Source organism: Billgrantia gudaonensis (assembly GCF_900100195.1).
GTDB classification, from domain to species: Bacteria; Pseudomonadota; Gammaproteobacteria; order Pseudomonadales; family Halomonadaceae; genus Halomonas; species Halomonas gudaonensis.
Genome location: NZ_FNES01000003.1, coordinates 201,956 through 228,515 on the forward strand (window position 1 = coordinate 201,956; position 26,560 = coordinate 228,515).

At 66.7% G+C, this 26,560-nt stretch carries 23 protein-coding genes; 6 read left to right on the top strand and 17 right to left on the bottom strand.

Annotation, left to right across the window (positions count from 1 at the left end):
* The first annotated feature begins 130 nt into the window (after window positions 1-130).
* Together BLP96_RS04935 and BLP96_RS04940 are read left to right on the top strand one after the other, a co-directional pair.
* Window positions 131-994, top strand: a complete 864-nt coding sequence (locus BLP96_RS04935) for a CYTH domain-containing protein (RefSeq protein ID WP_089683730.1) — start codon at window positions 131-133, stop codon at window positions 992-994.
* The gene (locus BLP96_RS04940) at window positions 991-1,866 is read left to right on the top strand and encodes an ion transporter (protein ID WP_089683732.1); all 876 of its coding nucleotides are present in this window, start codon (window positions 991-993) and stop codon (window positions 1,864-1,866) included. Before BLP96_RS04935 ends, BLP96_RS04940 begins: the two co-directional genes overlap by 4 nt.
* A 14-nt stretch (window positions 1,867-1,880) precedes the next feature.
* Here BLP96_RS04940 and BLP96_RS04945 read toward each other — a convergent pair whose 3' ends face one another.
* Both BLP96_RS04945 and BLP96_RS04950 read right to left on the bottom strand, forming a co-directional pair.
* Entirely contained in the window at window positions 1,881-2,504 is a 624-nt protein-coding gene (locus tag BLP96_RS04945) for an L-threonylcarbamoyladenylate synthase (protein WP_089683734.1), read from the bottom strand.
* Window positions 2,505-2,553: 49 nt separating this feature from the next.
* Window positions 2,554-3,477 carry a PHP domain-containing protein gene (locus BLP96_RS04950; protein WP_089683736.1) on the bottom strand — a complete coding sequence of 308 codons (924 nt, stop codon included), beginning with the start codon at window positions 3,475-3,477 and terminating at the stop codon, window positions 2,554-2,556.
* A 120-nt stretch (window positions 3,478-3,597) separates the two neighbouring features.
* Here BLP96_RS04950 and BLP96_RS04955 point away from each other — a divergent pair, with 120 nt between their 5' ends.
* On the top strand, window positions 3,598-3,897 hold the full coding sequence (locus BLP96_RS04955; protein ID WP_089683738.1) for a YciI family protein: 300 nt from the start codon (window positions 3,598-3,600) through the stop codon (window positions 3,895-3,897).
* A 184-nt stretch (window positions 3,898-4,081) separates the two neighbouring features.
* Window positions 4,082-6,109 (top strand): bifunctional tRNA (5-methylaminomethyl-2-thiouridine)(34)-methyltransferase MnmC2/FAD-dependent 5-carboxymethylaminomethyl-2-thiouridine(34) oxidoreductase MnmC1, encoded by a 2,028-nt coding sequence (gene mnmC / locus BLP96_RS04960; protein ID WP_245682166.1) that lies wholly within the window; start codon window positions 4,082-4,084, stop codon window positions 6,107-6,109.
* Between the two features lie 27 nt (window positions 6,110-6,136).
* Here mnmC and BLP96_RS04965 read toward each other — a convergent pair whose 3' ends face one another.
* The 14 genes from BLP96_RS04965 to ccmA all read right to left on the bottom strand — a co-directional run bounded on the left by BLP96_RS04965 (window position 6,137) and on the right by ccmA (window position 23,948).
* Window positions 6,137-8,761, bottom strand: coding sequence for a putative bifunctional diguanylate cyclase/phosphodiesterase (locus tag BLP96_RS04965; protein WP_089683740.1), 2,625 nt, complete (start codon window positions 8,759-8,761; stop codon window positions 6,137-6,139).
* Window positions 8,762-8,915: 154 nt separating this feature from the next.
* The gene (locus BLP96_RS04970; RefSeq protein WP_089683742.1) at window positions 8,916-9,182 is read right to left on the bottom strand and encodes a YheU family protein; all 267 of its coding nucleotides are present in this window, start codon (window positions 9,180-9,182) and stop codon (window positions 8,916-8,918) included.
* The gene (ligA, locus tag BLP96_RS04975) at window positions 9,179-11,248 is read right to left on the bottom strand and encodes an NAD-dependent DNA ligase LigA (RefSeq protein WP_089683744.1); all 2,070 of its coding nucleotides are present in this window, start codon (window positions 11,246-11,248) and stop codon (window positions 9,179-9,181) included. Before ligA ends, BLP96_RS04970 begins: the two co-directional genes overlap by 4 nt.
* A 214-nt stretch (window positions 11,249-11,462) precedes the next feature.
* Window positions 11,463-13,133 carry a cell division protein ZipA gene (gene zipA, locus BLP96_RS04985; RefSeq protein ID WP_089683747.1) on the bottom strand — a complete coding sequence of 557 codons (1,671 nt, stop codon included), beginning with the start codon at window positions 13,131-13,133 and terminating at the stop codon, window positions 11,463-11,465.
* A gap of 227 nt (window positions 13,134-13,360) precedes the next feature.
* Complete coding sequence (gene smc / locus BLP96_RS04990; RefSeq protein ID WP_089683749.1) at window positions 13,361-16,855, bottom strand: chromosome segregation protein SMC; 3,495 nt, start codon at window positions 16,853-16,855, stop codon at window positions 13,361-13,363.
* A gap of 4 nt (window positions 16,856-16,859) precedes the next feature.
* Window positions 16,860-18,086 carry a c-type cytochrome biogenesis protein CcmI gene (ccmI, locus tag BLP96_RS04995; protein WP_089683751.1) on the bottom strand — a complete coding sequence of 409 codons (1,227 nt, stop codon included), beginning with the start codon at window positions 18,084-18,086 and terminating at the stop codon, window positions 16,860-16,862.
* Window positions 18,083-18,556 (bottom strand): cytochrome c-type biogenesis protein, encoded by a 474-nt coding sequence (locus tag BLP96_RS05000; protein WP_089683752.1) that lies wholly within the window; start codon window positions 18,554-18,556, stop codon window positions 18,083-18,085. The genes ccmI and BLP96_RS05000 overlap by 4 nt, the downstream gene beginning before the upstream one ends.
* Window positions 18,547-19,080: a DsbE family thiol:disulfide interchange protein gene (locus BLP96_RS05005; protein ID WP_089683754.1), complete on the bottom strand. Its 534-nt coding sequence runs from the start codon at window positions 19,078-19,080 to the stop codon at window positions 18,547-18,549. The genes BLP96_RS05000 and BLP96_RS05005 overlap by 10 nt, the downstream gene beginning before the upstream one ends.
* Window positions 19,077-21,083, bottom strand: coding sequence for a heme lyase CcmF/NrfE family subunit (locus BLP96_RS05010; protein WP_089683756.1), 2,007 nt, complete (start codon window positions 21,081-21,083; stop codon window positions 19,077-19,079). Before BLP96_RS05010 ends, BLP96_RS05005 begins: the two co-directional genes overlap by 4 nt.
* Window positions 21,084-21,098: 15 nt before the next feature.
* Complete coding sequence (gene ccmE, locus BLP96_RS05015) at window positions 21,099-21,587, bottom strand: cytochrome c maturation protein CcmE (protein ID WP_089683758.1); 489 nt, start codon at window positions 21,585-21,587, stop codon at window positions 21,099-21,101.
* Window positions 21,565-21,819: a heme exporter protein CcmD gene (gene ccmD, locus BLP96_RS05020; protein ID WP_089683760.1), complete on the bottom strand. Its 255-nt coding sequence runs from the start codon at window positions 21,817-21,819 to the stop codon at window positions 21,565-21,567. The genes ccmE and ccmD overlap by 23 nt, the downstream gene beginning before the upstream one ends.
* The gene (locus BLP96_RS05025; protein ID WP_089683762.1) at window positions 21,819-22,559 is read right to left on the bottom strand and encodes a heme ABC transporter permease; all 741 of its coding nucleotides are present in this window, start codon (window positions 22,557-22,559) and stop codon (window positions 21,819-21,821) included. The genes ccmD and BLP96_RS05025 overlap by 1 nt, the downstream gene beginning before the upstream one ends.
* A 14-nt stretch (window positions 22,560-22,573) precedes the next feature.
* Entirely contained in the window at window positions 22,574-23,317 is a 744-nt protein-coding gene (ccmB, locus tag BLP96_RS05030; protein WP_422666800.1) for a heme exporter protein CcmB, read from the bottom strand.
* Window positions 23,304-23,948 (bottom strand): cytochrome c biogenesis heme-transporting ATPase CcmA, encoded by a 645-nt coding sequence (gene ccmA, locus BLP96_RS05035; protein ID WP_089683764.1) that lies wholly within the window; start codon window positions 23,946-23,948, stop codon window positions 23,304-23,306. The genes ccmB and ccmA overlap by 14 nt, the downstream gene beginning before the upstream one ends.
* A gap of 200 nt (window positions 23,949-24,148) precedes the next feature.
* Here ccmA and BLP96_RS05040 point away from each other — a divergent pair, with 200 nt between their 5' ends.
* Both BLP96_RS05040 and BLP96_RS05045 read left to right on the top strand, forming a co-directional pair.
* Complete coding sequence (locus tag BLP96_RS05040) at window positions 24,149-24,625, top strand: LexA family protein (protein WP_089683765.1); 477 nt, start codon at window positions 24,149-24,151, stop codon at window positions 24,623-24,625.
* A complete protein-coding gene (locus tag BLP96_RS05045; RefSeq protein ID WP_089683767.1) occupies window positions 24,625-25,245 on the top strand; it encodes an IMPACT family protein in 621 nt (206 codons plus the stop codon). Before BLP96_RS05040 ends, BLP96_RS05045 begins: the two co-directional genes overlap by 1 nt.
* Here the strand turns inward: BLP96_RS05045 and BLP96_RS05050 are convergent.
* The gene (locus BLP96_RS05050) at window positions 25,229-26,551 is read right to left on the bottom strand and encodes a sodium ion-translocating decarboxylase subunit beta (RefSeq protein WP_089683769.1); all 1,323 of its coding nucleotides are present in this window, start codon (window positions 26,549-26,551) and stop codon (window positions 25,229-25,231) included. The genes BLP96_RS05045 and BLP96_RS05050 overlap by 17 nt on opposite strands.
* Window positions 26,552-26,560: the final 9 nt, after the last annotated feature.

Consider the following 26,560-nt stretch of genomic DNA (forward strand, 5'->3'; position numbering starts at 1 on the left):
TGCGCTTGAGAAATGGCGGCGTCAGTATAGTGACTCACTTTTGTCACGTCATTGAAAAATTTCCGACATCAATTCGTCACGCAACCGTCACACTTCTGCACTGCGGGCATCCACCGACCAGGAGTCGTCCATGGGTCAAGAGATCGAACTGAAACTGGCGCTGGGTCCCACCGGACCTCAGGCGCTCACCGCTCATCCACGTCTGGCCGGCCTGTCGCCGACGACCCTGTCGCTCGCCAACACCTATTACGACACTCCGGACGGCGCACTGCAGGCAGCGCGCATGGCCCTGCGCCTACGGCGCCGTGGCGACGCCCTGCGTCAAACGCTCAAGACCGAAGGCTCCGGCGCGGGAGGGTTGAGCCGCCGTGGCGAGTGGGAGTGGCCCGTACCGGGCCCCGGCCTCGACCTGCCCGGCCTGGCCGAACTGCCACCCATGGCCGCCCTCGGCCAGGACGCTCTCGAGCGACTCGCGCCACGCTTCACCACCGATTTCACCCGGCACGTCTGGACGCTGACGCTCGCCGATGCCAGGGTCGAAATCGCACTGGACGAAGGTGAGATTCGCAGCGGCAACCGTCGCGCGCCCATCCGAGAACTGGAGCTGGAACTCGAGACCGGGACGCCCGAGTCCCTCTGGCAACTCGCCGCCGAGCTGGCCGAACGCGTGGCGCTGCGCCCGTCGGAGACCAGCAAGGCGGCCCGCGGCACGGCACTGCTCGCCGCCGAATGGAAGCTGCCGCCCGGCGGCCCGCCGCTGGCCGGTCTGAAGCGCGCCATGAGCGCGCTGGATGCGCTGGCCGACACCGGCGACGAGCGCTGGCGCCAGGTTGCCCGCGAGTCCTTGGGAACGCTCGAAGACCGTGACGCCGATGACCTCGCTGCCCGCCTGTCAGCCGCCGACTGGCTGACGCCCGCCTTCGGCCAGGTGGCGCTGCACCTGGCACGGCGACTGAACGCTACCGCCTCGGACGACCCGGAGCCCACGCCATGAGCCACTCGCTGAAGCCGGCCGGGGAAGGCCTGCGCACACGCGTCTTCCAGATCGTCTTCGAGTCGGACACGCCGCTGGCCAAGGGCTTCGACATCGCCTTGATCCTCGCCATCCTGGCCAGCGTCGGGGTCGTGATGCTCGACAGCGTGCCCAGCTACCACGCCAAGTACGGCTGGCTGTTCTACCGCGTGGAGTGGGTCTTCACCCTGGCCTTCACCGTGGAGCTGGCGGTACGGCTCTACACCCTGGAGCGGCCGCTGCAGTACCTGAAGAGTTTCTACGGCATCATCGACGTGATCGCCATCCTGCCGACCTGGCTGATGCTGCTGATTCCCGGCGCCCAGTCGCTGGTGATCGTGCGGGTGATGCGGGTGCTGCGCATCTTCCGCGTGCTGCGGCTGATGCAGTTCGTCGGCGAGGGACGGCTGCTGATCGGCGCACTCAAGCGCAGCACCCATCAGATCTTTCTGTTCCTGTTCACCGTCTTCATGCTGGTGACCATCTTCGCCGCGCTGGTGTACATGATCGAGCCGGCCGAGGCCGGCTTCACCAGCATCCCCATCGCCGTCTACTGGGCCATCGTCACGCTGACCACGGTGGGCTACGGAGACATCGTTCCGGTCACGCCGCTCGGCCGGGCGATCTCCACCCTGGTGATGCTGATCGGCTACTCGATCATTGCCGTGCCCACCGGGGTCTTCTCCGCAGAGGTGATCCGCTCCATCCGCGCCGACCGCTACTCGGAGGAAGCCTGCCCGGGCTGTGGCCACGACCGCCACGAGAAGCGCGCCCGCTACTGCCTGAAGTGCGGTACCTGGCTCGACGAGACCACGCCCGATCCGCGCGAGTCGCAAGGCACCGGCGACGAATGACGCCTCCGCACTGGCTATTCGGTGAAGGGCGCGACGTCGCCGCGCCCCTCGCGCAGCACCTTGGGCGGCAGCTCACGCAGGTCGATGACGCTGGTCGGCTCGAGATGGCAGGCACCGCCGTCGATGACCAGATCCAGGTGGGCGCCATAGCGCTCGCGGATCGCCTCCGGGTCGGTCATCGGCAGCTCGTCGTCTTCGGGAATCAGGGTCACGCTCATCAGCGGTGAACCGAGCGCGGCCAGCAGGTCGTGGGTGATGCGGTGATCGGGTACGCGCACGCCGATGGAACGGCGCTTGGGATGCAACAGCAGCCGTGGCACCTCGGTGCTGGCGGTGAGAATGAAGGTGTAGGGGCCCGGCGTGTGCGCCTTGAGCAGGCGAAAGACGGCGTTGTCCACCTTGGCGTAGGTGCCGATCTCGGAAAGGTCCGAACACACCAGGGTGAAATTGTGGCGATCGTCGAGGGAACGCAGCCACTTGATCTTCTCGATGGCCTTCTTCTCGCCCAGGTGACAACCCAGCGCATAGCCGGAGTCCGTGGGGTAGGCGATGACGCCGCCGTCGCGGATGATCTGGATCGCCTGATCGATCAGGCGCTTCTGGGGATTGTCGGGATGAATCTGGAAATATTGGCTCATGATCGCTTCCTGTCGTTCATGGTTGATGCAGTCGCCGCCATGGCATCGACTATAGCACCGGGCATTGCGACCGCGAGGGCTGCAATCGCGACGCCAGGCGAGGATGGGTCCATACCGGGGGCACGGCGGTGCGCGGCACCGCGCTCATGCTGCCCGGCGCCAGATGGCCGCCCGGGAAGTGGAAATCGCTGCCCAGCGAGGCAAGTAGCCCGCGCTCGTCGAGCTGGCGGGCCAGGTCGCGGGTCACGTCGGGGTTCTGGAAGCCGCTGATCAGCTCGGCGGCCTGACCGCCTGCCGCAGCGAAGGCGTCGAGGAGCAGCCCGCGCTTGCGCCGCGTCAGGCCGTGGCGCAATGGATGCGCCAGCACCGCCACGCCGCCGGCGTCGAGAATCCACCCTACCGCCTCGTCCAAGGCCGGCCAGTGCGCCTTGACGTCGCCCGCCTTGCCGTTGCCCAGGTGCTTGCGGAATGCCTGACCGATGTCCGTCACCAGGCCGGCAGCGACCAGCGCCCGGGCGAAGTCGGGCCGGCCCAGCGGGCGCGACGAGCCCGCCTGCTCGCGAGCGCGGGCCAGGGCATCGGCAAGCCCCACCTTTTCCAGGCGCGCCGCAATCACTTCGGCACGCCGCTCGCGCGCCTCGGCCTGGGTCTCCAGCCCCGGCACCAGCGCCCCCTGGGCGCCCTGCGGCAGCAGTCCCACCACGTGAATGTTGATGCCCGACCAGCGCGTCGACAGCTCGGTCCCAGGCAGCAGCGCGATGCCATGTTCGTCGGCGGCCCGTTGCGCCTCATCGATGCCGGCCACGGTATCGTGATCGGTGAGCGCCATCACGGACAAGCCGCGCGAGGCACACAGCGCCACCACGGCCGCCGGCGACAGCGCGCCGTCCGAAGCGGTGGAATGCATGTGAAGGTCGATCCCCAGAGGGGCGGGATCGCCCGTGAAACGGGCCGGTAGTTCGAGCATTGGCATGACGCCGGGGAGCGACTTTGTCAGAATAATGGCCTCATGGTGCGCGCCCGGCCCCGGCCGGTCAACGCCCGCACCGTGTCGAGTCCAGCGGCTCTGCCGCACCTGCCGAGGAAGCCCGCAATGCTATACGCGATCATCAGCGAAGACGTCAACGACAGCCTGGAGCGTCGCCTGGCGGCGCGTCCCGACCACCTGGCCCGCCTCGAGGCGCTGCGCGACGAGGGGCGCCTGGTGCTCGCCGGCCCCCATCCGGCCATCGATGCCAACGACCCCGGCGATGCCGGCTTCAGCGGCAGCCTGGTGGTGGCGGAATTCGACAACCTCGACGCCGCCCGTGCCTGGGCCGATGCCGATCCCTACGTGATCGCCGGCGTGTACGCCAAAGTGACGGTCAAGCCGTTCAAGAAAGCCCTGCCCTGAAGCAGCTCAGGCCCGATGCCTCGACGAGCATCGGCGAGTCGCGACGAACCGTCCACAGCAGCTTGCCCACAGAGACTGTGGATAACATTGTTGAAACACCGCGGACGGTCGTCGCCGTACCCCATGGGTCGCCGCGATACCGTGGCTGATCATTTTTTGAGCACCCGCTGCTTCGGAGAACGCCGTGTCCGCACCTCGCGCCACCCTGCCACCACTGGCCGGCCTCAGCCCCGCCCGGCTCGACTGGGCGACCGATGCCACCGGAGCACAGGCGCCGCTGTCGACCCGGTTCGACGACGTCTACTTCTCGGCCCACGACGGTCGCGCCGAGACCGAACACGTTTTCCTGGACGGCAACCGGCTACGCGCGCGCTTCGCCGGCTGGACGGCCTCGCGTCCCTTCGTAGTCGGCGAAACGGGCTTCGGCACCGGGCTCAACATGCTCTGTGCCTGGGCCTGCTTCGACGCCCATGCACCCCGCTCGGCCCGGCTGCACCTGGTGTCGGTGGAGCGCCATCCGCTCACCCGACAGGATCTGGCCCGTGCGCTTGCCGCCTGGCCCGACCTCGCCCCACGCGCCGAGCGGCTGCTCGCCCAGTGGCCGGAGCCGGTCACCGGCGTGCATCGCCTGTGGCTCGACGAACGGGTGCTCCTCGACCTGCACTTCGGAGAGGCCGCCGAGCGGCTCGCCCTGCTCGACGGCCGGGTCGACGCCTGGTTCCTGGACGGTTTCGCCCCAGCCAAGAACCCCGACATGTGGCGGCCCGAGTTGTTCGCCGCCCTGGCACAGCGCTCGCGACGCGGCGCCACCTTCGCCACCTTCACCTGTGCGGGCATCGTCAAACGCGGTCTGGCCGATGCCGGCTTCGCCTGGCGCAAGGCACCGGGGTTCGGTCGCAAGCGCGAGATGCTCGTCGGAGAGATCGCCACGCCCCCCGTCGACACCCGTCGGGAAGGCACGCCCTGGTTCACGCCACCCCGCTCGCTTCCGGCGCGCCACGTGGCGGTGATCGGCGCCGGCATCGCCGGTGCCAGCGTCGCCGCTGCCCTGGCACGACGCGGCGTCGCCGTCACGCTCATCGACCGCTTCGACCGTGCCGAACTGGGCACCACCCATCTCCAGGGAGCGCTCTACGTCAAGCTCGCCGCCGACACCAATCTGCAGAGCCGTACCTATCTGGCCGGGTTGCTGTACAGCCAACGCTGGCTGGCTCAGCTCGATCCCGAACAGCGCCTGTGGCAAGCCAGCGGAGTCCTGCAGCTGGCGCTGAGCGACAAGGAGCGGGCACGCCAGGCACGCTTCCTCGCCAACCATCCGCTGCCGGACAGCGTGGTCCGCGGCCTCGATGCCGAAGCGGCCAGCGCCGCGGCCGGCGTCAAGGTCGACGGCCCGGCGCTGGACTACCCGCATGCCGGCTGGGTCCGGCCGATGGAACTGTGCGTGTGCCTGGCCGAGACGGCAGGCATTCGTTTTCGGCGTGGCGAAGTGGTGGCACTCCACGACCACCAGGAGGACGGCTGGAGCCTGGAGCTGGCCGACGGCGAGCGTCTCGCGGCCGACCAGGTGGTGATCGCCGCCGCCGGGGAGGCCGCCGGCTTCGCCCAAAGCGAAGCCCTGCCGCTGCAGCCGGTACGCGGCCAGCTCAGCCAGCTCGAAGTGCCAGCGGAAGCCCCGCAGCTGGGCCGAGTGGTCTGTGCCGGCGGCTACGTGCCGCCGGCAGCGGATGGCGTGCTCAATGTCGGCGCCACCTTCGCGCCGGGCGATACCGACATGACGGAACGGGAGAGCGACCACGTCGCCAACCTGGCGGAGCTCGAGCGCGGCCTGCCCCACTTCGTCGCCGCCCTGCGCTCCGCCGGTGCCGACCTCTCGCCGGAGAGACTCACCGCCCGCGTCGGGGTGCGCGCGGCGAGCCCCGACAAGTCGCCCTACTGCGGCCCGGTGCCCGACGCCCGGGCGTGGCACGCCGACTACGCCGCCCTGGCCAAGGATGCCACTCGGGTGCCCGACGCGCCTGGCCGCCATCACGCCGGGCTGTGGATCAGCGCCGCCCACGGCTCCCGCGGCCTGGCCAGCGCCCCGCTGTGCGCCGAGCTGTTGGCCTCGATGATCTGCGAGGAACCGCTACCGCTGGAGTGGCCGCTGGTGGATCACCTGCACCCCGGGCGCCGGCTGATTCGCGACCTGATACGCGGCAAGCAGCCCGGCTGAGGCGCTACCGCTCGGGAGGCACTGCGCTCACAGTGAAGGCAGCTTCCGAGTGCTCGCCTGGTTCACCATGACGAAATTCGGGGCGGGGCGACCCAGATAGTAGCCCTGGCCATAGTCGATGCCGAGTTCGCGCACCGCCTCGAACACCGCCTCGTCTTCGATGAATTCGGCAATGGTGCTCACTCCCAGGCTGCGGGCCAGGGTGACGATGCTCTTGACGAAGGCCATGTACTTGTCATCCGTGATCATGTTGCGGATGAATTCGCCTTCGATCTTGATCACGTCGATGGGGAACTGCTTGAGATAGCGGAAGGAGGAAAACCCCGAGCCGAAGTCGTCGATGGCGAAGCTGAAGCCTTCCAGCTTGAGGTCGAGCACGAACTTCTCGAGCAACTTGAGGTTGCTGACGGTTTCGCGTTCGGTGAGCTCGAAGACGATGCGCTCGGGGCGAATGCCGTAGTCGATCGCCAACTGATGGATGCGACCGATGAACTCGCCGACGATCAATGACTTCGGCGACAGGTTGATGAACAGCAGCCCCTCGTAGCCCTGCGCCTGCACCTGGGCGAAGGCCTTCTCGATGAGCTGGTAATCCATCTTGTGAATGACGCCGATGCTCTCGGCGATGTCGATGAACTCCCCGGCCGGCACGACGCGGTCGCCCACCTGGATGCGCATGAGCAACTCGTGGATGGCCACCTCGCCGGTACGCGCGTCGGCGATGGGCTGGAAGAAGGGCACGATGCGCTCCTCCTCCAGAGCGCTGAGCACCATCTGGTTCTTCTCGCCCACTTCGCGAAAGATCGCCGCCACTTCGTCGTCGTCGGGCAAAGCGATGCAGTTCTTTCCCTTGCGCTTGGCCTTGTACATCATGTTGTCGGCCATCAGGAAGAGATCGTGGGCATCGCTGGCATGGCGCGGGTAGGCGGCAATGCCAATGGAGGAGGTGGCACGCACGGTGGAGCCATCCGGGGCCACCAACACCTGCTCGGCAAAATTCTGAGCGATGCGCAGCGCCACCGAGTAGGCCTGCCCCTCGCCCGTCTCGGGCAGGATGATGGCGAATTCGTCACCGCCATAGCGGGCCAGGAAGTCGCCGGGGCGTACCGATTCGCTTAGCGTATGGGCGAAGGCCTGCAGGAACTGGTCGCCGAAGGCGTGGCCGTAACGGTCGTTGACGGTCTTGAAGTTGTCCATGTCCATCATCAACAGACTGAACGAATAGCCGTGGCGATGGGCTCGGCCCACTTCGTAGCCGAGCAGGTCCTTGAACACGCGCTGGTTGTGCAGCGAGGTGAGCGGATCGCGGGTGGCGTAGAACTCCAGATCCTTGGTGTACTTGTAGATCGCCTTCACCGAGCCGACGAGGTTGAGCAGCGTGGAGAGAATGCCGTCGATGACGATATGGCGCAGCGGGTCCTGGGAGAGGTCGGACTGCACGCCGATGCCCACGATACCGCCGATCTTGGGCGCCTCGAGCAGCAGCGACTTGGTCTGCAGGCGAATGTCCTCGGGGGTGATCTCCATCGCCGCCTCGATGTCGGCGTCGGCCGGGGAGACGGCATGGTGCAACACCTTGAGCACCTGCACGTCGGCATGCCCCTCTGCCTTGCCTTCGAGCAGCTCGATCAGCATGCCCTCGAAGGCGTGACGCATCTCCGCCGACACTTCGTGGTGCCAGAACACCTCAAGCTCGTAGCCTTCCTCCTCCACCTGGAAGATCGTCACCAGGGTGTGGGCGGTGATGATGGTGTTGATGTCGCTGAGCAGTTCCTTGATGAACTCGCGCCAGTCGCGCACCACGTCGGACGTGATGATGAACTTGCTGAGCAGGCGGATCTCGAACTCCAGCACGTCCTTGTCCACCGCCACGTTCTTGAGCCGCCCAGCCAGAGCGTTGACCTGCTCGTAGGCATCGCTCAGCTCTCGGAAGTGCGTATCGGCCGGCATCTGCTCGAGCTGGCGGAAATCGGCAACGGAATTCACCGTGGCCAGTCGCTGACGAAATCCCTCCATCGAGGCGCGGATACGCCCGGCGAACCAGCCCGTGAAGGCCAGCGCGGCGAGCAGCACCAGCAGCGACGCCACCACGAACATGGCGATGTAGTTCTGGCGCATCTCGCCGCTGATCGGCGACATGTCGTGGCGGATGTCGATGACGCCGAGCACGTCGCCGGTGGCGGCATTGTCGTGGCAGCTCAAGCACTCGGGCGTCGTCACCAGCGGCATGACGCGGCGCACTTCGCCGTTCTCTCGATAGACGCGCTCGCGCCCGGATTGCAGGGCGGCGCGAATGGCGATGTCCGGATCCGACTGGTCGATCTCGCCGTAGCGCTCGGAGACGCGCTCGCCACGATGAATGTCGAACTGGAAGGAGGAGCCGGCATGCAGCTCGCGGGTAGAGGAGACGAATTCCTCCATCTGTTCGCGGCTCCAGCCCTGGCGCATCACCTGCAGCATGGCATTGAAGCTCTGACGCGCCAGCGTCTCCGAGGTCTGCTCGGCCTGGCGGGCGATGATGTCTTCATAGAGCAGCGTGGCCGCCAGCGTCACGCCGAGAAAGACCGTCACGGCCACCGACAGAATGGCAGCCAGCACGAACCCTCTAAGGGTCCGCAGGCTCGCCAGTAGATTGCGCACGAAGGTCGACATGGGGCATCCGCAGCAGGGAACTGGGCTATCACTAACCGCTGAACCGCTACCCTACTGGAGCTCCCCCACCGGCTGAATTGACCAAAGGTAACTCGGCGAGCGAAACCGCCAAGAAGCTGATCTGGATCAAGTCAAGGCCAAGACCGGCCCGCGGTCATCCCTCTTCGTCGTCGGCAAGGTCGCGACCGAAGGCACGCCACTGGGCGAGCGTCATGACTTCGGTACTCTCTGTCTGCAGGTCATGGGCGATGATCAGTTCGCCACGTTCCAGTTGACGCTCGAGGTCGGCAACCCAGCCACGCATGCCCGCGCCGGTGTCGGTGGTGTCGTAGCCCTGGCGGGTGACGAAGGTCTCGAGCAGGGCGTTCAGGGTCTCGCCCGGCAGCATGCGGTAGGGCACTTCGACGAAGCGTCCGCTCATGTCTCATCCTCCTCTTCGACGGTTTCGCCAGCCTCCCAGGCAGCCAGGCGCACCATGAAGGTCGCTTCGTCGATCACCTCGACCCCCAACTGCTCGGCCTTGGTCAGCTTGCTGCCCGCGGCCTCGCCGGCCACCAGGCAGGCGGTTTTCTTCGACACGCTGCCGGCCACCTTGGCGCCCAGCGCCTGCAGACGCGCCTTGCCCTCGTCGCGGGTCATGCTTTCCAGCGTGCCGGTGAGCACCCAGGTCTGGCCGGCCAGCGGCTGGGGGCGTTCGGCGACGGCCTCTTCCTCCCAGGTCACGCCCTGGGCACGCAGCGCCTCGATGGTTTCGCGGTTATGGGGCTGGAGAAAGAAGGTATGCACGTGAGCGGCCACCACCGGGCCCACGTCCTCCACGGCTTCCAGCGCCTCGACATCGGCATCCATCAGCGCCTCCAGGGTGCCGAAGTGGCGCGCCAGGTTGGCCGCGGTAGCCTCGCCGACCTCGCGAATGCCCAGGGCGAAGATGAAGCGCGGCAAGGTGGTGCTTTTGGCCTTCTCCAGTGCCGCGACCAGGTTGTCGGAGGACTTCTTCGCCATGCGCGGCAGTTCGGCGAGGCGCTCGGCCTCGAGCCGGAACAGGTCCGCAGGCGTACGCACCCAGTCGCGCTCGACGAGGGCATCGATCAGCTTTTCGCCCAGGCCATCGATGTCCATGGCACGTCGCGAGGCGAAGTGCTTGAGCGCCTCCTTGCGCTGGGCCGGACAGTAGAGTCCTCCCGAGCAGCGCGCCACGGCCTCGCCTTCCAGGCGTTCGATCTGCGAGTCGCATACTGGGCAGCGCTCGGGAAAGACGATCTCGCGGGCGCCATCCGGGCGATACTCCTCCAGCACCCGTACTACTTGGGGAATGACGTCGCCGGCCCGGCGAACGACCACGCTGTCGCCGATCATCACGCCGAGCCGAGCGATCTCGTCGGCGTTGTGCAGGGTGGCGTTGGAAACCGTGACGCCAGCCACGGAAACCGGCTCGAGGCGTGCCACCGGAGTGATGGCGCCGGTGCGCCCGACCTGGAACTCCACGTCGTTGAGCCGCGTTGTTTCCTCCTGAGCGGGAAACTTGTAGGCGATGGCCCAGCGCGGCGCGCGGGCGACGAAGCCGAGCTCGCGCTGCAAGCGCAGGTCGTCGACCTTGATCACTACGCCGTCGATGTCGTAACCCAGGGCATCGCGGCGTTCGCCCAGACGCCGGCAGTAGTCGATCAGCCCCTGGCTGCCCGTCACCACCTCGAGCAAACGGCTGGTGCGAAAGCCCCACTCCCTCAGCAAGGCCATCTGTCCGCTGTGAGTGGGAGTATCGATATTGGCGAGACTCATCGTCTCTTGCACCAACTGATAGGCGGTGAACATCAGGGGGCGCTTGTCGGTGATGCGCGGGTCGAGCTGGCGCAGGCTGCCGGCGGCGGCATTGCGCGGATTGGCGAAAACCTTGCCTCCCTCTTCCCGGGCCTTGTCGTTCATGGCCTCGAAGTCGGCATGGCGCATGGTGACCTCGCCACGGACTTCCAGCCGATCGGGCCATTCCTTGCCACGCAGCTTCAATGGGATCGACTTCAGGGTCTTGAGGTTGGAGGTGATGCCCTCGCCGGTACGGCCGTCGCCGCGGGTGGCGCCGCTGACCAGCCTGCCTTTCTCGTACACCAGCGACACCGCGGCGCCGTCGAGCTTGGGCTCGCAGCAGAAGGCGAGCGTCTCGCCGTCGAGTTCGAGCCGGTCGCCGATGCGCTTGACGAAAGCCGAGAGCTCCGCTTCGTCGAAGGCGTTGTCCAGCGACAGCATGGGCACGGCATGCCGGACCTCGGGAAAACCCTCGGCAGGCGCGGCACCCACCCGTTGGGTAGGCGAGTCGGGCGTCGCCAGGTCGGGATGCTCGGCTTCGATCTCCTGAAGCCGGCGCAGCTTGCGGTCGTAGTCGGCGTCGGTGAGCCGTGGCTCATCGAGCACGTAATAGCGGTAGTTGGCATCGTCGAGTTCGGCGCGCAACCGCACCGCCTCGTCGCGAATCGTCGGGTCGGGCTGGGTCATGGAAATCCGTGTCTCGTCTACGACAAGGGCCTCGAAGCTCGAAGCTCGAAGCTCGAAGCTCGAAGCTCGAAGCTCGAAGCTCGAAGCTCGAAGCTCGAAGCTCGAAGCTCGAAAGCAGCATAAATCAAACCACCTCCATGGCAAGGCCATGGAGGTGGTCATCTTACAGCTTCGCGCTTACGTCTCCGGGCGAAGCCCGGTAACGCTTCAAGCTTCAGTTCACCTGGCGGCGGTTGAGACGATGGCGCCGCTCGAACTCCTGTACGCGCTGGCGGGCGAAGCCCACCGTTTGGGCGGTCATCACGCTGTGGTTCTCGTCCTTCAGCTCGCCCCCCAGGTGGCGCACGATCACCATGGCCGTCTCGACCATGGCCTCGAAGGCGGCGGCGGTATCCACGGCGCCGGGCAGCGGCATCAGCAGGGTGATGCCCGGCGTGGTGAAGTCGTCCATCGTCTCGATGGGGAAGGTACCCGGCTTGAGCACGTTGACCATGGAGAACTGGAGTTCGCTGTCGGCATCCTCCGTCTCGAAGCGGTGGAAAATGCCCATCTCGCTGCTGTAACGCAGTCCGCAGGCCAGCATCAGATCGAGCAGCGCAGCTCCGGCGAAGCCTGCCTCGTCACGCGACATGACGCTGATGACGATCACCTCATCGGCATGGCTGAGAGCATCGCGCGCGCGCTCGGCGCTGACGTCATGGCGCAGAGCCTTCTCCAGGGTAGGATGAGTGCGCACCACGCCGTCTTCGGCTGGCTCGTCGCGGCTGGCCGCGAGAGTCGCGTCTTCGTCGACCGTTCCCCGGCGTGACGGGGCGAACAGCGGATCGTCGGCATCGTCACTCCGCACGGCGGAGTGGCGAGCCTCATCGGCCTGGCGCCGACGGGCGATGGCTTCTCGCTCGGCCCGAGCTTGCTGGCTGGCCTGCTCCTCGGCGGCACGCACAGCGGCCTCCCGCTCTTCGGCGAGACGCGCCTTCTCCTCGCGTGCCTCGCGCTTGCGTTCGCGCCGTTTGGCCAGGCGTTCCTGCACGGAGACGCCGAAGCGCTGCATGGAAGCTCCCATGCGTCGCGAACCGCTCTTGAGGGAGTCGCCAACGCCCTCCAGATCGACGAGGCGATAGCGTTCATCCTCGTCGAAGCCGGATTCGTCATGGTCCGCGGGGTCGGCATTCAAGGAGTCGGCCCTGACCGACGGTTCGGCGTCATCCAACCCCGGGCCGCCCAGGGCGGACAGGGTGGGTTCCCGGCGGCGTGGCGGCGCGGTGGCGTGCGATTCGTCGCTTGCAGAGGGTTCGCGATCGCCCTGGGCCCGGCCGGTCGACGCGGCATCATCCTGGGCCGCCGACGTTGCCATCTCGGCACTCTCCGCTTCGGCTCTGGGAAAGTCGGCGGAACTGGCGTCGACGGGCTTTTCCGGCATGCCGGTCTCGGGCTCTGCAACAGCAGCGGCAGCCTCGTCGGCACGACGTGCCGGCGAAGACGACGCCTCGGTGGCGGTGGGCGGCGTCTCGGCGGAAGCGACCTCGTCCGCATCTGCCACGCAGCGACTGGCCTTTTCTGCCTGGCGTGAAGGCTGCTCGGCAGAGGCCCGACGCCGCGCGGCGAGCACACGCGAAGGACCGGGGTGCTCCTGGCGCTGCAGCTTCGGCTTGGGCTTCACCGTGGATGAGCTGGCCGGGCTGACGACGCGCGCCCCGCCGTTGGGAAGCTCCCAGTTGCTGTCTCCCTCGGTGTCCGACGCCGCGCCGGTACCGGGACTCGTTTCCGTGCCCGCCTGATCGAGGCGGGGCACGCGGTGCTGGCGTTTAAGGCGACGCACCCCATCGACCACGATGAGCGTCACCAGAGCCAGCCCCAGTATGATCAGCCATTCTCTTAGTTCCATGGGTCGTCTTGCCTATCGCTAGGGCGCCATGCCGGATGGATGTCCGTCACCAGCATAGCGCGATTGCCAAAAAAAAGGCCACTTTTTTTGTTTGTCAAGCCCCGGCATTCTCGCCTGTGAGTCCAATCGACCCTGCGCCTTTCCCTGTTCCATCGGACGGCTGAGGTCCGATGCACCCTAATGTGATCTCTTCTGATATCGCGAATGGCCCGCCGTTGCAAGTCCGCTCATGCCTCGGCGAGTGCTGCGGCCTCCTCGACGCCGACCGACACCAGTCGGGAAACCCCCGGCTCCTGCATGGTCACGCCCATCAATCTTTCGGCCGCCTCCATGGCAATCTTGTTGTGAGTAATATAGATGAACTGAACGTTCTCGGACATCTCCTTAACCAGCTTGGCATAGCGCGAGACATTGGCATCATCCAATGGCGCATCGACTTCATCGAGCATGCAGAACGGAGCGGGATTGAGCTGGAAAATGGCGAATACCAGCGACAGTGCTGTCAGTGCCTTTTCTCCCCCCGACAGTAGGTGAATGGTGCTGTTCTTCTTGCCGGGAGGGCGTGCCATGATGGCGACACCGGTATCCAGCAAATCCTCGCCGGTCAGCGTCAACCATGCGGTTCCCCCGCCGAAGACTCGCGGAAAAAGCGACTGCAGACCGTCATTGACTCGCTCGAAGGTATCGCGAAACCGCGTACGGGTTTCCTGGTCGATGCGACGAATGGCCTTCTCGAGGGTTTCCAGCGCTTCGCCGAGCTCGGCCTGCTGGGCCTCCAGATAGTCGCGCCGTTCGGCCTGCTGCTCGTACTCCTCGATGGCCGCCAGGTTGATGGCCCCCAGCCGACGAATGCGCTCACCGGCCTCTTCGAGGCGGGTCTGCCAGGCCGATTCGGTGGCGTCGGGATCGAGCGTTGCCGCCAGGGTGGCGGCATCATGGCCCAGCTCGGCGAGCTGCTCGTCCTGGGACTCGGCCTTGAGCGAGAGCGCCTGGACCTGCATGCGCGATTCCTGCAGTCCCTCACGGATCTCCTGTAGCCGGCGCTCGTGCCCCTGGCGAGCCTGCTCGTCCTCACGCAACCGTTCGGCCAGTTCGGCGGCGCGGGCGCGCGTCTCGTTGAGGCGTCGCTCGTCCTCTTCGCGGTGCACCAGCAGTTCCTCGAGACGCTCGCGCTGTTCTTCGTCCGGCTCGCGCAGCGCTTCCAGGCTTTCGCGCAGTTCGTCGCAGCGCAGCTCCAACCGCTCACGCGTCTCTCCCGCCCGCGCCTGCTGCTGTGCCAGGCCCGCTCGTTGGGTGGTCAAGCGTTCATGTTCCAGAGCCAACTGCTGGGCGCGCTCGTGCAACGGTCGCTGGCGCGCGCGCAATGCCGCCACTTGCTCGCGGGCACGGTCGCGCGCCCGCACCAGCGACTCGCGCTTCTCCGCCTGAGCATCGAGACGCGCCATGGCCTGCTGCCAGCGCTCACGGCCCTCTTCGATGGCCAGCCGTGCCTCTTCGCCGCTCTCCCGGAGCCCTGCCAGTTCCTCGTCGAGCTCCGCCGCGCGACCTTCCAGGTGTTCGAGCCGACTGGCGAGCCCGCTGTCCTCGACGGCCAGTTGCTGCTGCTCGGCGGCCTGTCGGCGTTCCGCCTCGCTGAGGCTCTCGCGTTCGCGCTCGGCTTCGCTGGCGCGTTCGCGAGCGGCCTCCAGGCGAGACGACAGATCGGCGTACTCGCTCTCTACGGCCTCGAGCTCGCACGCCACCGCCTCACGCCGACGGCGGCTGACCAGCACGGCGTCGGGCCCCTGGCCATCGCCGCGATGGCATGCCCAGTCACGCCCGAGCCACAGCCCATCGGGCGTGATCAGGCTTTCACCGGGAGCCAGCGACTCGGCCGCCGCCCAGGCGGCCTCGTCGTCCTCCACGCAGCGAATGGCGGCAAGCCAGGCACTCGCAGCACCGGCGCCGCGAACCTGGCCCGCCAGCGAGTCGGGCGATGCTTCGTCGAACTCTTCGGGGGCCAACACGCCGAAAGGAGCCGGCGGTGCGGCACTGGCATCCCGGAAGCGCAGCGGCGCGGCCAGCCGCGCCTTGAGCCAGGGTGCCAGCACCCAGGAGACCGCCACTTCCCAGCCTGGCGTCACCTCGATGCTCTCGCCGAGCCGCGGTGCTTCGTCCAGCCCATGCGCTGCCAGGTGCCCGTCGAGCGCTTCGTCGGCATCGCTGAGCGCTGCCTGGATGAGCGCGTCCAGGGAAGCCAGTTCCCCTTGGAGACCGCTACGGCGTTCGCGTAGCGTTTCCCGTTGCTCTTCGAGGGATTCGGCCGCTTGGCGAGCGCTGTCGCGTTGACGCTGCAGCTCGTCGCGGCGCTGGGCGAGACGTTCCTGCTCGCGAGCCGCATCGGTCAGTCGCTGAGCCAACGCCTCGCGCCGGGCGGTCAACTCGGCGAGGTCGGGCAGCTCCTGTTGCTGCCGAAGACGCCGCTGAATGTCGGCCTCGATGCGTTCCAGGGAGGCTTCCTGCTCGCGTAGCCTGTCCTGGCTGCGTTCCGCCTCACGGCCGGCCTCGCGCCACGCTTCGTTGAAGGCTTCCCAGGCGGCCTCCGCATCTTCGGCCCCCGGCTCGGCCTCTTCCAGCATGGCGTCGAGCTCGGCGAGCTGCTCGGCGACTTCCTCCTGCTCGGGGACGAGCGTCTCGAGACGCTCGTCGAGGGCGCCCATGCGCTCGACATCGCTTTCACCCAGCCGCGTCAGATCGGCGAGTTCGCGTTGGGCGGCATCGAGATCGCGGGCGATCTGCGTCTCGCGCGAACGGGCATGCTCGAGCCCCTGTTCGAGCCGGGCAATGGCCGTGGTGGTTTCGAAGAAACGGGCCTGCCGCGCCTCCAGAGTCTCGGCCAGGCGGTCGTGCTCGGCACGGGCCTGCTCGAGGCGCGTCTCGCACTGGCGAAGGGCCAGCACCTCGCGCTCCACCGCCGTTTCCCGCTCGCCGACGCGACGCTCCTCCTCGGCCTGGCTGGCCCGCAGGGCACGACCGCGCAGCAGCGCCAACTCGCCCTTGAGGCGATGCTCCTCGTTCTTGAGATCCTGGTAGCGGCGCGCCGCTTCGGCCTGCCGACGCAGCCGCTCGAGCTGCTTGTCGAGCTCCTCGCGGATGTCCTCCAGGCGCTCGAGGTTCTCGCGAGTGCGGCGCATGCGGTTCTCGGTCTCGCGGCGGCGCTCCTTGTACTTGGAGATGCCCGCCGCCTCCTCGAGAGTAGCGCGCAGCTCTTCGGGACGCGCCTCGATGAGCCGCGAGATCATGCCCTGGCCGATGATCGAGTAGGAGCGGGGGCCGAGACCGGTCCCCAGGAAGAGGTCGGCGATGTCGCGCCGCCGACACTTCTGGCCATTGAAGAAGTAGCTGGACTGGCCGTCGCGGGTGACCTGACGCTTGACGGCGATTTCGGCGTACTGGGCGTAGGCGCCCCCCATGCTGCCGTCGCTGTTGTCGAAGCGCAGCTCGATGGCGGCCTGCCCCACCGGCTTGCGTGCGGTGGAGCCGTTGAAGATGACGTCGCTCATCGACTCGCCGCGCAGGGTCTTGGCCGAGGATTCGCCCATGACCCAACGCACGGCGTCGATGATGTTCGACTTGCCGCAACCATTGGGTCCCACGACCGCCGTCATGTTGCCGTCGAACGGCACCGTGACGGGATCGACGAAGGACTTGAAGCCAACCAGGCGAATCGACGTCAGGCGCATGGGGCTATTCGACGACGCGGTCGACCACGACCTCCACCGGCTCGCCATCCGTGTCGCCGACGGCAACGCCGTCGCGGCCACCGAACAGGTCTCCCGGTACGGGGCTGGCATCCCCGGTCGTGGTCACGCGAACCACGATGCGCACTTCGTCGACCTCGGAGATGCTGGCCTGCTCGGACATGGCACGGCTGTCGTCGAGCACCACCTCCGTGGGCAGGTCGCCCAGCGTCAGCCGAGCCACCGCCAGCGGCGGCTTCTCGCCTTCCATGTCACGCGCCACGACGAAGACTTGAGTATCGTCTTCGTGCTCGCCTTGCAGCTCCTCGGCCAGGGTCACGCGAAGATTCACGCCCGGACCGACGGCCACCGGCTCACGCGCCTCGGACGCCACGCCCAGGCGCTGCTGGGCCGCCCGGATGCCTTCGCGCAGGGCATCGGCGCTGTCGGGATCGTTCATGCCGGCAATGGCGCGACGCCACTGGTCGATGGCTTCTTCATAATTGCCCCGATCGAAGGCGACGACGCCGAGCATGCCCAGCGTCGTCGGCTCGCTGGAATCGCGCTCGAGAATCTCGTCGACCAGTGCCTGCACTTCGTCGGTCAGGGTACGGTCGGCCATGAAGAACTTGAGCTGGGCCTTCTGGGCCAGCAGGGACGGCTGGCGACCTTCGAGGCGGATCAGCTGGTCGATGGCCTCGAGAGCCGCCTCGCCCTGTCCGGCATCGCGGTAGATGGGGAACAGGGAGGACCAGACGTTGGGGTTGTCGGGCTGACGCTCGGCCTGCGCCTCGAGACGCTCCACCAGGGCCGGCAGGGAATCGCTCTCCTGGTAGGCGGCATACAGCGCCAGGTCGCCCTCGGCCCCATTGTGGTAGTACCAAGCCACGCTGCCGACCACCAGGGCCAGGGCGACCACCGGCACGGCCAGGCGACCGGCGTGGGGCCCCTGCAACGGCCGGCGCTTCAGGTCGGCGGTATCTTCCAGCAGGCTACGTTCCAGTTCCAGTCGGTCTTCTTCGAAGCGCGCCGTGTCGATCTCGCCGCGCTCCAGCGCCGCCTCCAGCGATTCGAGGCGGCGCCGATAGATGGCCACGTTCTGCTCGGCGGTGCGGTCGCTGGCCTCGAAATCACGCTGTGCGGCGTACAGCACAGGGGCACGGCGCAACGGCGACACCAGCAGCCACAGGGCGGGCAACAACAGGATGGCAAAGGCGAGCCACATCAGGGTCATGAATTTCTCCCGCGATTGATCAGGGCATCGAGACGGGCGCGCTCTTCGTCGCTGAGCTCACGCGCCGAGGCGTTGCGCCGTGCCCGCACGACCAGCGCGACCAGCACGCCGCCCAGCACCACCAGTCCGGCGGGCAGGCCCCACAGCAGATAGGTACGCCCTTCGAGGCGCGGGTTGTAGAGCACGTAGTCACCGAAACGCTCGACCAGGTGACTGCGGATCTCCATGTCGGAGCGGCCGTCCTGGAGCATCTCGTAGACGCGATCGCGCATGTCGCCCGACACCGGCGCATCCGAATCGTTGATGGCCTGGTTCTGGCAAGTCGGGCAGCGCAACGAGGCGGTCAGGCTCTTGTAGCGCTCCTCTTTCACCGGGTCGTCGAACTCGCGCACCTCGATGGCTGCGCCCTGCGCTGAGGCAGCGATGAACGAGAGGCAAAACACCAGGGTGATGAAACGGATCACTGCCATTTTTCCACCTCCGGCAGGATGGTGTCACGCAGATCGCTCGGCGAGATGTAACCCGTATGGTGATAGCGGATCACTCCGTCGGCATCGACCAGGAAGGATTCCGGAGCCCCGTAGACTCCCAGTTCGAAAGCCAGCTCGCCGTCGGGGTCGAAGACATTGACGACGAAGGGATCGCCGAACTCGTCGAGAAAGCCCAGCCCCTTTTCTCGCGTATCTTTCCAGTTGACGCCGACCAGGCGTATGCCACGCTCGGCCAGGTCGAGCAGTTGCGGCATCTCGCGCTTGCACTCGGGGCACCACTCGCCCCACACGTTGACCAATGTCACCTCGCCCTTGATCAGCGATTCGTCCACGCGACGCTCGGGGTCCTCGAGGGTGCTCAGCTCGAAGGCGGGAAAGGCGCGGGCATCCTGAACCAGTTTCGACTCGCGATGGAACGGGTTGAGCCCGAGCCCCAGGTACAGGAACAGCATCAGTACCAGGAAGCCCAACAGGGGCAGCATCAGCAGCAGACGACGTTTCATGCTGGGGCTTCTCCTGCCGTCCGAACCTCGACGGCCTTTTCCGGGTCTTTCGCCGTCGCCAAGCGGCGATAGCGGCGGTCGGCCACGGCCAAGGCGCCGCCGGCCGCCATCAGCAAGGCACCCAGCCACAGCCAGCGCACGAAGGGCTTGTACTGCACGCGCATGGCCCAGCTGCCGTCGCCCAAGTCTTCGCCCATGGCCAGGTAGAGGTCACGGAAGAGCCCCGGACGCAGCGCCACCTGACTCATCGGCATGCCGCGGGCGATGTAGGTGCGCTTTTCGGGATTCATGAAGAAGCTGCGCTGGCTGTCGCCGCGACGCACCTCGAACTCGGCGCCCTCGCCGATGTAGTTGGGACCGCGCCGGCTGGTGAGGTCGCGCATGGTGAAGGTGTAGCCCGCCACCGAGACGCTGTCTCCGGGGCTCATGCGCACGTTGCGTTCGATGGCGAAATTGGACACCACGGCAACGCCGACGATGGTCACCGCCAGACCCAGGTGGCCCAGCACCATGCCCCAGTGGGCGAGCGAAAGCTTCTTGAGACCGGCCAGCCGAGTGGGTGCATTGCGCGTCTTGTCGAACAGGTCGCGCACCAGCGGCAGCACGATCCACAGCGCCGTGACCAGGCCCAAGGCCACCCAGAGGTTCCACTCGCCGCCGATGATGAAGGGCATCACGGCCGCGATGACCACCGCCGCAACGCCGGACAGCCACAGCCGCTTGACCAGTTCGCGCCCGTCCATGCGCTTCCAGCGCGACACCGGCCCGAGGCCCATGAAGATGCTCATGATCACCGTCAACGGCACGAACAGGGCATTGAAGTAGGGGGGACCCACGCTGATCTTGCCGAGATCGAGGGCGTCGAGCAGCAGCGGGTAGACGGTGCCCATCAGCACGGTGACCGTCATGATCACCAGCAGGATGTTGTTGATCAGCAGCAGGGCATCTCGCGACAGCCAGTTGAAGCCGACCTGGTGGCTGACGCGCGGCGCGCGCAGGGCGAAGATCAGCAGCGACAGGCCCACGGTGATGCCCAGCAGCACCAGGATGAAGAAGCCGCGCGAGGGATCGTTGGCGAAGGCGTGCACCGAGGTGAGCACGCCGGAGCGCACCAGGAAGGTGCCCAGCAGCGACAGCGAGAAGGTGAAGATCGCCAACAGCACGGTCCAGCTCTTGAAGGAGCCGCGTTTTTCGGTCACCGCCAGGGAGTGCATCAATGCCGTACCGGTGAGCCAGGGCAGCAGCGAGGCGTTCTCCACCGGATCCCAGAACCACCAGCCTCCCCAGCCGAGTTCGTAGTAGGCCCACCAGCTGCCCAGCGCGATGCCCACGGTCAAGAAAGCCCAGGCGAGATTGGTCCAGGGCCGTGCCCAGCGGGTCCAGGCCGCATCCAGCCGCCCGCCCAGCAGGGCGGCGATGGCGAAGGCGAACACCACCGAGAAGCCCACGTAGCCCATGTAGAGCATCGGCGGATGCAGGATCAGACCGATGTCCTGCAACAGAGGATTGAGATCGGCCCCATCGCTCGGCGCATTGGGCAACAGACGATCGAAGGGGTTGGACGTGACCAGAACGAAGGCCAGAAAGCCCACGCCGACCAGGCCCATCACGCCGAGCACGCGTGCCACCATGTCGCGGGGCAGGTCGCGGGAGAAGCGTGCCGCCATGTAGCTCCAGCCGGCCAACATCAGGCTCCACAGCAGCACGGAGCCTTCATGATTGCCCCACACCGCACTCAGCTTGTAATACCAGGGCAGCATGGAGTTGGAATTGTTGGCCACGTTGGCGACGGTGAAGTCGTCGAACAGGTAGCTGGCAGTGAGACACAGGTAGGCGATCACCACGAACAGGAACTGGCCCGCCGCCATGGGCCGGGCGAAGGCCATCCACAGCGGCCGACGCAGCGCGGCGCCGGCCAGCGGCATCACCGCCTGCACGGCCGCCATCAGCATGGCGACGACCAGGGCGAAGTGGCCGATTTCGGGAATCATCTGGATCAGCATGGATGCTCCGGCGGGTTAGCTGTCTTCACTCTTCGCGGAATCGCTCTCGGAACCCTCGGTCTTGAAGTCGGCCGGCGAGTATCCGGCATCCTCCAGCGCCTCGGCCACTTCCGGGGGCATGTAGTTCTCGTCATGGCGCGCCAGCACCTGGTCGGCGCGAAATTCGCCGCTGGGCTGCAGCTCGCCGACCACCACCACGCCCTGCCCCTCGCGGAACAGGTCCGGCAGGATGCCACTGTAGCGGACTTCCAGGTCTTCGACGTAGTCCGTCACCACGAACTCCACGTCCAGGCTATCGGGGTTGCGGCTCACGGTGCCTTCCTTGACCATGCCGCCAGCACGGATCTGGCGCTCGAAAGGCGCATCGCCCGCAGCGATTTGAATGGGACTGAAGAACAGGTTGATGTTGGCACGCAGGGCATACAGGGTCAGCCCCACGGCGACGGCGGCCAGGGACACCAGCCCCAGGATGATGGTCAGTTTACGCTTGCGTTTCGGAGTCATTGGTGTACCCACCCCCGTCATGTTGAATCGTTGCCGCGCCACCGGCTGCTGTGCTCTCCCGACGACGTTCGCGGCGCACCCGGCGCGCCAGATCGCGTAGCGTGCGACGGTGCTCGACGCGGGCATGCAGCCCACTGCCCACCAGCAGGGCCAGCGTCACCGCCCACGCCGCCCAGACGTAGGGCGCATGCCCCCCCATGGCGAGAAACGCCTGAAAACTATCGAATGCCATCAGTTCGCCTCCCCGGCCAGTTCGCGAACCCAGCGCTTGTTGGCCTCGCGCCGCAGGATTTCGGTGCGCGTACGCAGCAGCGTCACGGCGATGAAAAAGCAGTAGAAGCCCACCACCATGATCAGCAGTGGCAGCCACATCTCGGTGGGCATGGCCGGCCGCTCGGTGAGGGTGAAGGAGGCAGGCTGGTGCAGGGTATACCACCAGTCCACCGAGTACTTGATGATGGGGATGTTGATCACGCCCACCATGGCCAGCACCGAAGCGGCTCGGGAGGCGCTGTCGCGGCTGGCGAAGGCGCCACGCAGGGCGATGACGCCCAGGTAGAGAAACAGCAGAATCAGCATCGAGGTCAGCCGGGCATCCCACATCCACCAGGTACCCCAGGTCGGCACGCCCCACACCGCCCCGGAGAACAGCGATATGAAGGTCATGGCGGCCCCCAGGGGCGCCATGACGGCAGCAGCCATATCGGCGATCTTGATTTTCCATACCATGAAGATCACCCCCGCCACGGCCATGGTGACGAAAATCGACTGCGCCAGGAACGCCGAGGGCACGTGCACGTAGATGATGCGGAAGCTATTGCCCTGCTGGTAATCCGCCGGGGCGAAGGCCAGCCCCCAGACGGTACCGACTGCGATCAGCACCAGTGCCACCACCCAGAACCAGGGCTGCAGCCGCTGACTGATGCCGTAGAACCACTTGGGAGACCCTAGCTTATGAATGAAGGCCCACATGCCTCGTTCACCCCTCAACCGTTGATACTGATGCGCAGCGATGCAGCGATCGCCCATGGCGCGAAAATCAGTGCCACTGCCAGCAAGGCACCGAGGATCGCCAGATGCGCCGTGACCCCATCTCCCAAGATGGCAGCCTGAACGGCGCCGGCGCCGAAGATCAGCACCGGAATGTAGAGTGGCAGCACCAGCAGCGAGAGCAGCACGCCACCACGCGACAGGCCCACGGTCAGCGCGGCACCGATGGCGCCGATCAAGCTCAAGCTCGCCGAACCCAGCGCCAGCGACAGGGCCAGCACCGCATAGCTACCCGCCGGCAGCGCCAGCATGATGCCCAGCACGGGAGCCATGAGCGCCAGCGGCAGGCCGGTGAGCAGCCAGTGCACGGCCACCTTGGCCAGGCTCAGCAGAGCCAGCGGCTGGGGCGTGAGCAGCAACTGCTCCAGGGAGCCGTCGTCGTAGTCGGCGCGAAACAGGCTGTCCAGCGACAGCAGCGCCGCCAGCAGCGCCGCCACCCACAGCAGCCCTGGCGCGATGGTCGCCAGCAGCTCGGGATCGGGCGAGATACCGATCGGAAACAGGGTGATGACGATGGCGAAGAAGACCAGCGGATTCATCACCTCGCTGCGCCGGCGCAACAGCAGCACGAGATCGCGTTTCACGGTAGCCCCGAATGCGACTCCCAGGCCGCCTTGAGGTTCCACGCTCGGCGTGTCGACGTCCGCTGCCTCGGTCGTCATGCGCTCAGTGACCGCCATCGCTGCCTCCCGCACCCAGACGTACACGGCGCAGCTCAGCGCAGGGCGTGAGTTCGTGGTGGGTGGTCACCAGCACGCAGCCGCCGCGACGGGCATGCTCCACCAGGCGCTGTTCCAGATCCCGGACACCGTCGCGGTCGATGGCCGTGAACGGCTCGTCGAGCACCCACAGCGGGCGCGGGGTGAGCAGCAGTCGCGCCAGCGCCACCCGGCGCTGTTGACCGGCGGAAAGCTGTCCGGTCGGTACGTCCTCGAAACCGACGAGTCCGATCGACTCCAGAGCTGCCAGGCGCGACGATTCGTCGCGGGGCTGACCGGCCAATGCCTGATACCAGGCGAGGTTCTCGAGCGGCGTCAGCGCTGCCTTGACGCCGGGAGCATGTCCCAGATAGAGCAGGTTGGAGAGGAAGGCCTCGCGTGCCTGGCGCATGGGGCGCTCGCCCCAGAACAGGTCGCCCTCGTAGTCGGCGAGCTGCCCGGAGAGGATCTTCAGCAGGGTCGTCTTGCCACTGCCGTTGGGCCCCTCCACGCGAACGATCTCTCCGGCTCGGATATCGAGATCGAGGCCACGAAACAGCCAGCGGTCGTCCCGTTCGCAGGCCAAGTTGCGCGCTTGAAGACGCAGGCTCAAGGCACTCTCCAGGATTGGCAAAATTCGCTGGCAACTCTACACCGAAAGGCCTTTCTCGACTAGTCGCCCGGGCGCTTCCCGGGCGCTCCCTTGCCACAGGTCAAGGTGCGTTGAATGGCGGGGAACTTGCCAGCGGGAGCGCGACTGATATAGTGCCAATTACCTGTACATTTCAACAGGACCAATAGGGGGAGCGTCACATGACCGAGGTCACTACCTGCTATCTGCATCGCCGACCCAACCTTCCACTGGCCCAGGCTTGGGACGAACTCGAGGTCGCCCCCGGCGACCTGGTCGACATTCCGCTGCTGGGCGACGTCGCGGCGGGCCTGCCCATCGAGGCCTGCGCCACCCAGGACAGCGTTCAGGCACCGGCCAGCATGGTACGGCGCAACACCTATGCGCTGCGCGTGCGTGGCGACTCCATGATCGACTGCAACATCTTCGACGGCGACGTCATCATCATTGAGCGCAGCGAAAGCGCCGAGAACGGAGAAACCGCCGTCGTGCTCATCAACCAGCAGGAGGTCACCCTCAAGACGCTCTACATCGAGCGCTCGGGCGTGCGTCTGCAGCCTGCCAACGATGCCATGCCGCCCATCTTCCTGAAGAACAGCGACATCCAGGTGCTGGGCATGGTGATGGGCGTGGTGCGCCGCACGGCGACGACGCACTGATGCGCTACCCGATTCCCGACCTGCCGGCCGGGGAGTGGCACGCCAGCGAGTTGGAGGTCGAAAAGAGCCGCTTTCTCGCCTGGATCTGCCACGCGCCCGACGCCGCAGCCTTCGAAGCTCTGCTGGCCGAGGCACGGCGCACCCATCCCGGCGCCAGCCACCACTGCAGCGCCTACATCGCCGGACCGCCCGGCGAGCAGGCGGCCATCGGTTTCTCCGACGACGGAGAGCCCGGCGGAACGGCGGGCCGCCCCATGTTTCAGGTGCTGGAAGGCGCCGGCATGGGGCAGACGGGCTGCGTAGTGACCCGTTATTTCGGTGGCACCAAGCTGGGTACCGGCGGCCTGGCGCGTGCCTATGCGCAGGCCGTCGGCCAGGCTCTGGAGACGCTGCCCTGCCGCGAGTGGGTCGAACGCACCACGCTCGAATTGCAGGTCGATTTCGCCGGTGAAGCCGAAGCACGCGCCTGGCTCGATCGGCATGCGGTACCGGTCGAAGCGGCCGACTACAGCGCCGAGGGCGTGCGGCTCATCGTCGGCTGGCCCAGCGATGTCGAGGTAGACCTGACTCCACTGGCCACCCGATTGCGCGGCAGACTCGCCTTCACCCCAGATACTTGATCATCACCCCCGCGGCCACCGCCGAGCCCACCACGCCGGCCACGTTGGGCCCCATGGCGTGCATCAGCAGGAAGTTGTGGGGATTGGACTCCAGCCCCACCTTGTTGGCCACCCGCGCCGCCATGGGCACCGCCGACACTCCAGCGGCCCCAATCAGCGGATTGATGGGCATCTTGCTCAAGGCATTCATCAGCTTGGCCATCAGCACCCCGGCGGCGGTACCGATGCCGAAGGCGACGATGCCCAGCCCCAGGATGCCCAGCGTTTCGATGGCCAGGAAGCTGTCGGCCATCAGCTTGGAGCCCACCGCCAGCCCCAGCACGATGGTGACGATGTTGATCAGCGCATTCTGAGCGGTGTCGGAGAGACGCTCGACCACGCCGCACTCGCGCATCAGGTTGCCGAAGCAGAACATCCCCAGAAGCGGTGCGGCATCGGGCAGGAACAGCGCCACCAGCATCAGTACCAGCAGCGGGAAGATGACCTTCTCCAGCTTGGAGACCGGACGCAGCTGGGTCATGACGATCTCGCGCTCGCGCTTCGAGGTCAGCGCGCGCATGATCGGCGGCTGGATCAGCGGCACCAGGGCCATGTAGGAGTAGGAAGCCACGGCGATGGCGCCCAGCAGCTCCGGAGCCAGCACGCTCGACACGTAGATCGAGGTGGGACCGTCGGCACCGCCGATGATGCCGATGGCCGCGGCCTGGTTGAGCGAGAAGTCCATCCAGCCCATCGTCGTCATCCCCACCGCCCCGAACAGGGTGGCGAAGATGCCGAACTGCGCCGCAGCGCCCAGAAACAGGGTGCGCGGGTTGGCGAGCAGCGGGCCGAAGTCGGTCATCGCCCCCACGCCCATGAAGATCAGCAGCGGGGCGATGCCCGAGGCGATGGCCACGGAATAGAAGCTGTAGAGCAGGCCGTTGCCGTAGCCGACGTTGACTGCCACGTCGCGGGCGGCGCGCAGTTCATCCGGCGAGGCACCGTCATGGGCCACGAGCTTGAGCGTCTCGCGCCACGCCTCGGCAGAGGACAACGGGTCGAGCGTGACCCCCAGCGCCGAGGCGAGCTGGCTGAGCACAGCGGGCCGCGCCACCTCGATGGCCTGATCCAGCGCCGAGATGGCAAGCCCCGCCTCGGGAATGTTGGCCAGGATGCCGCCGAACCCGATGGGCACCAGCAGCAACGGTTCGAATTTCCTGGCGATGGCCAGGTAGAGCAACACCAGCCCCACCCCGATCATCACCGCCTGGCCCAGGGTCAGGTTGTAGAGGCCCGAGCCGGTCCATAGGGTCAAGAGCTTTTCCATGACGGGCCC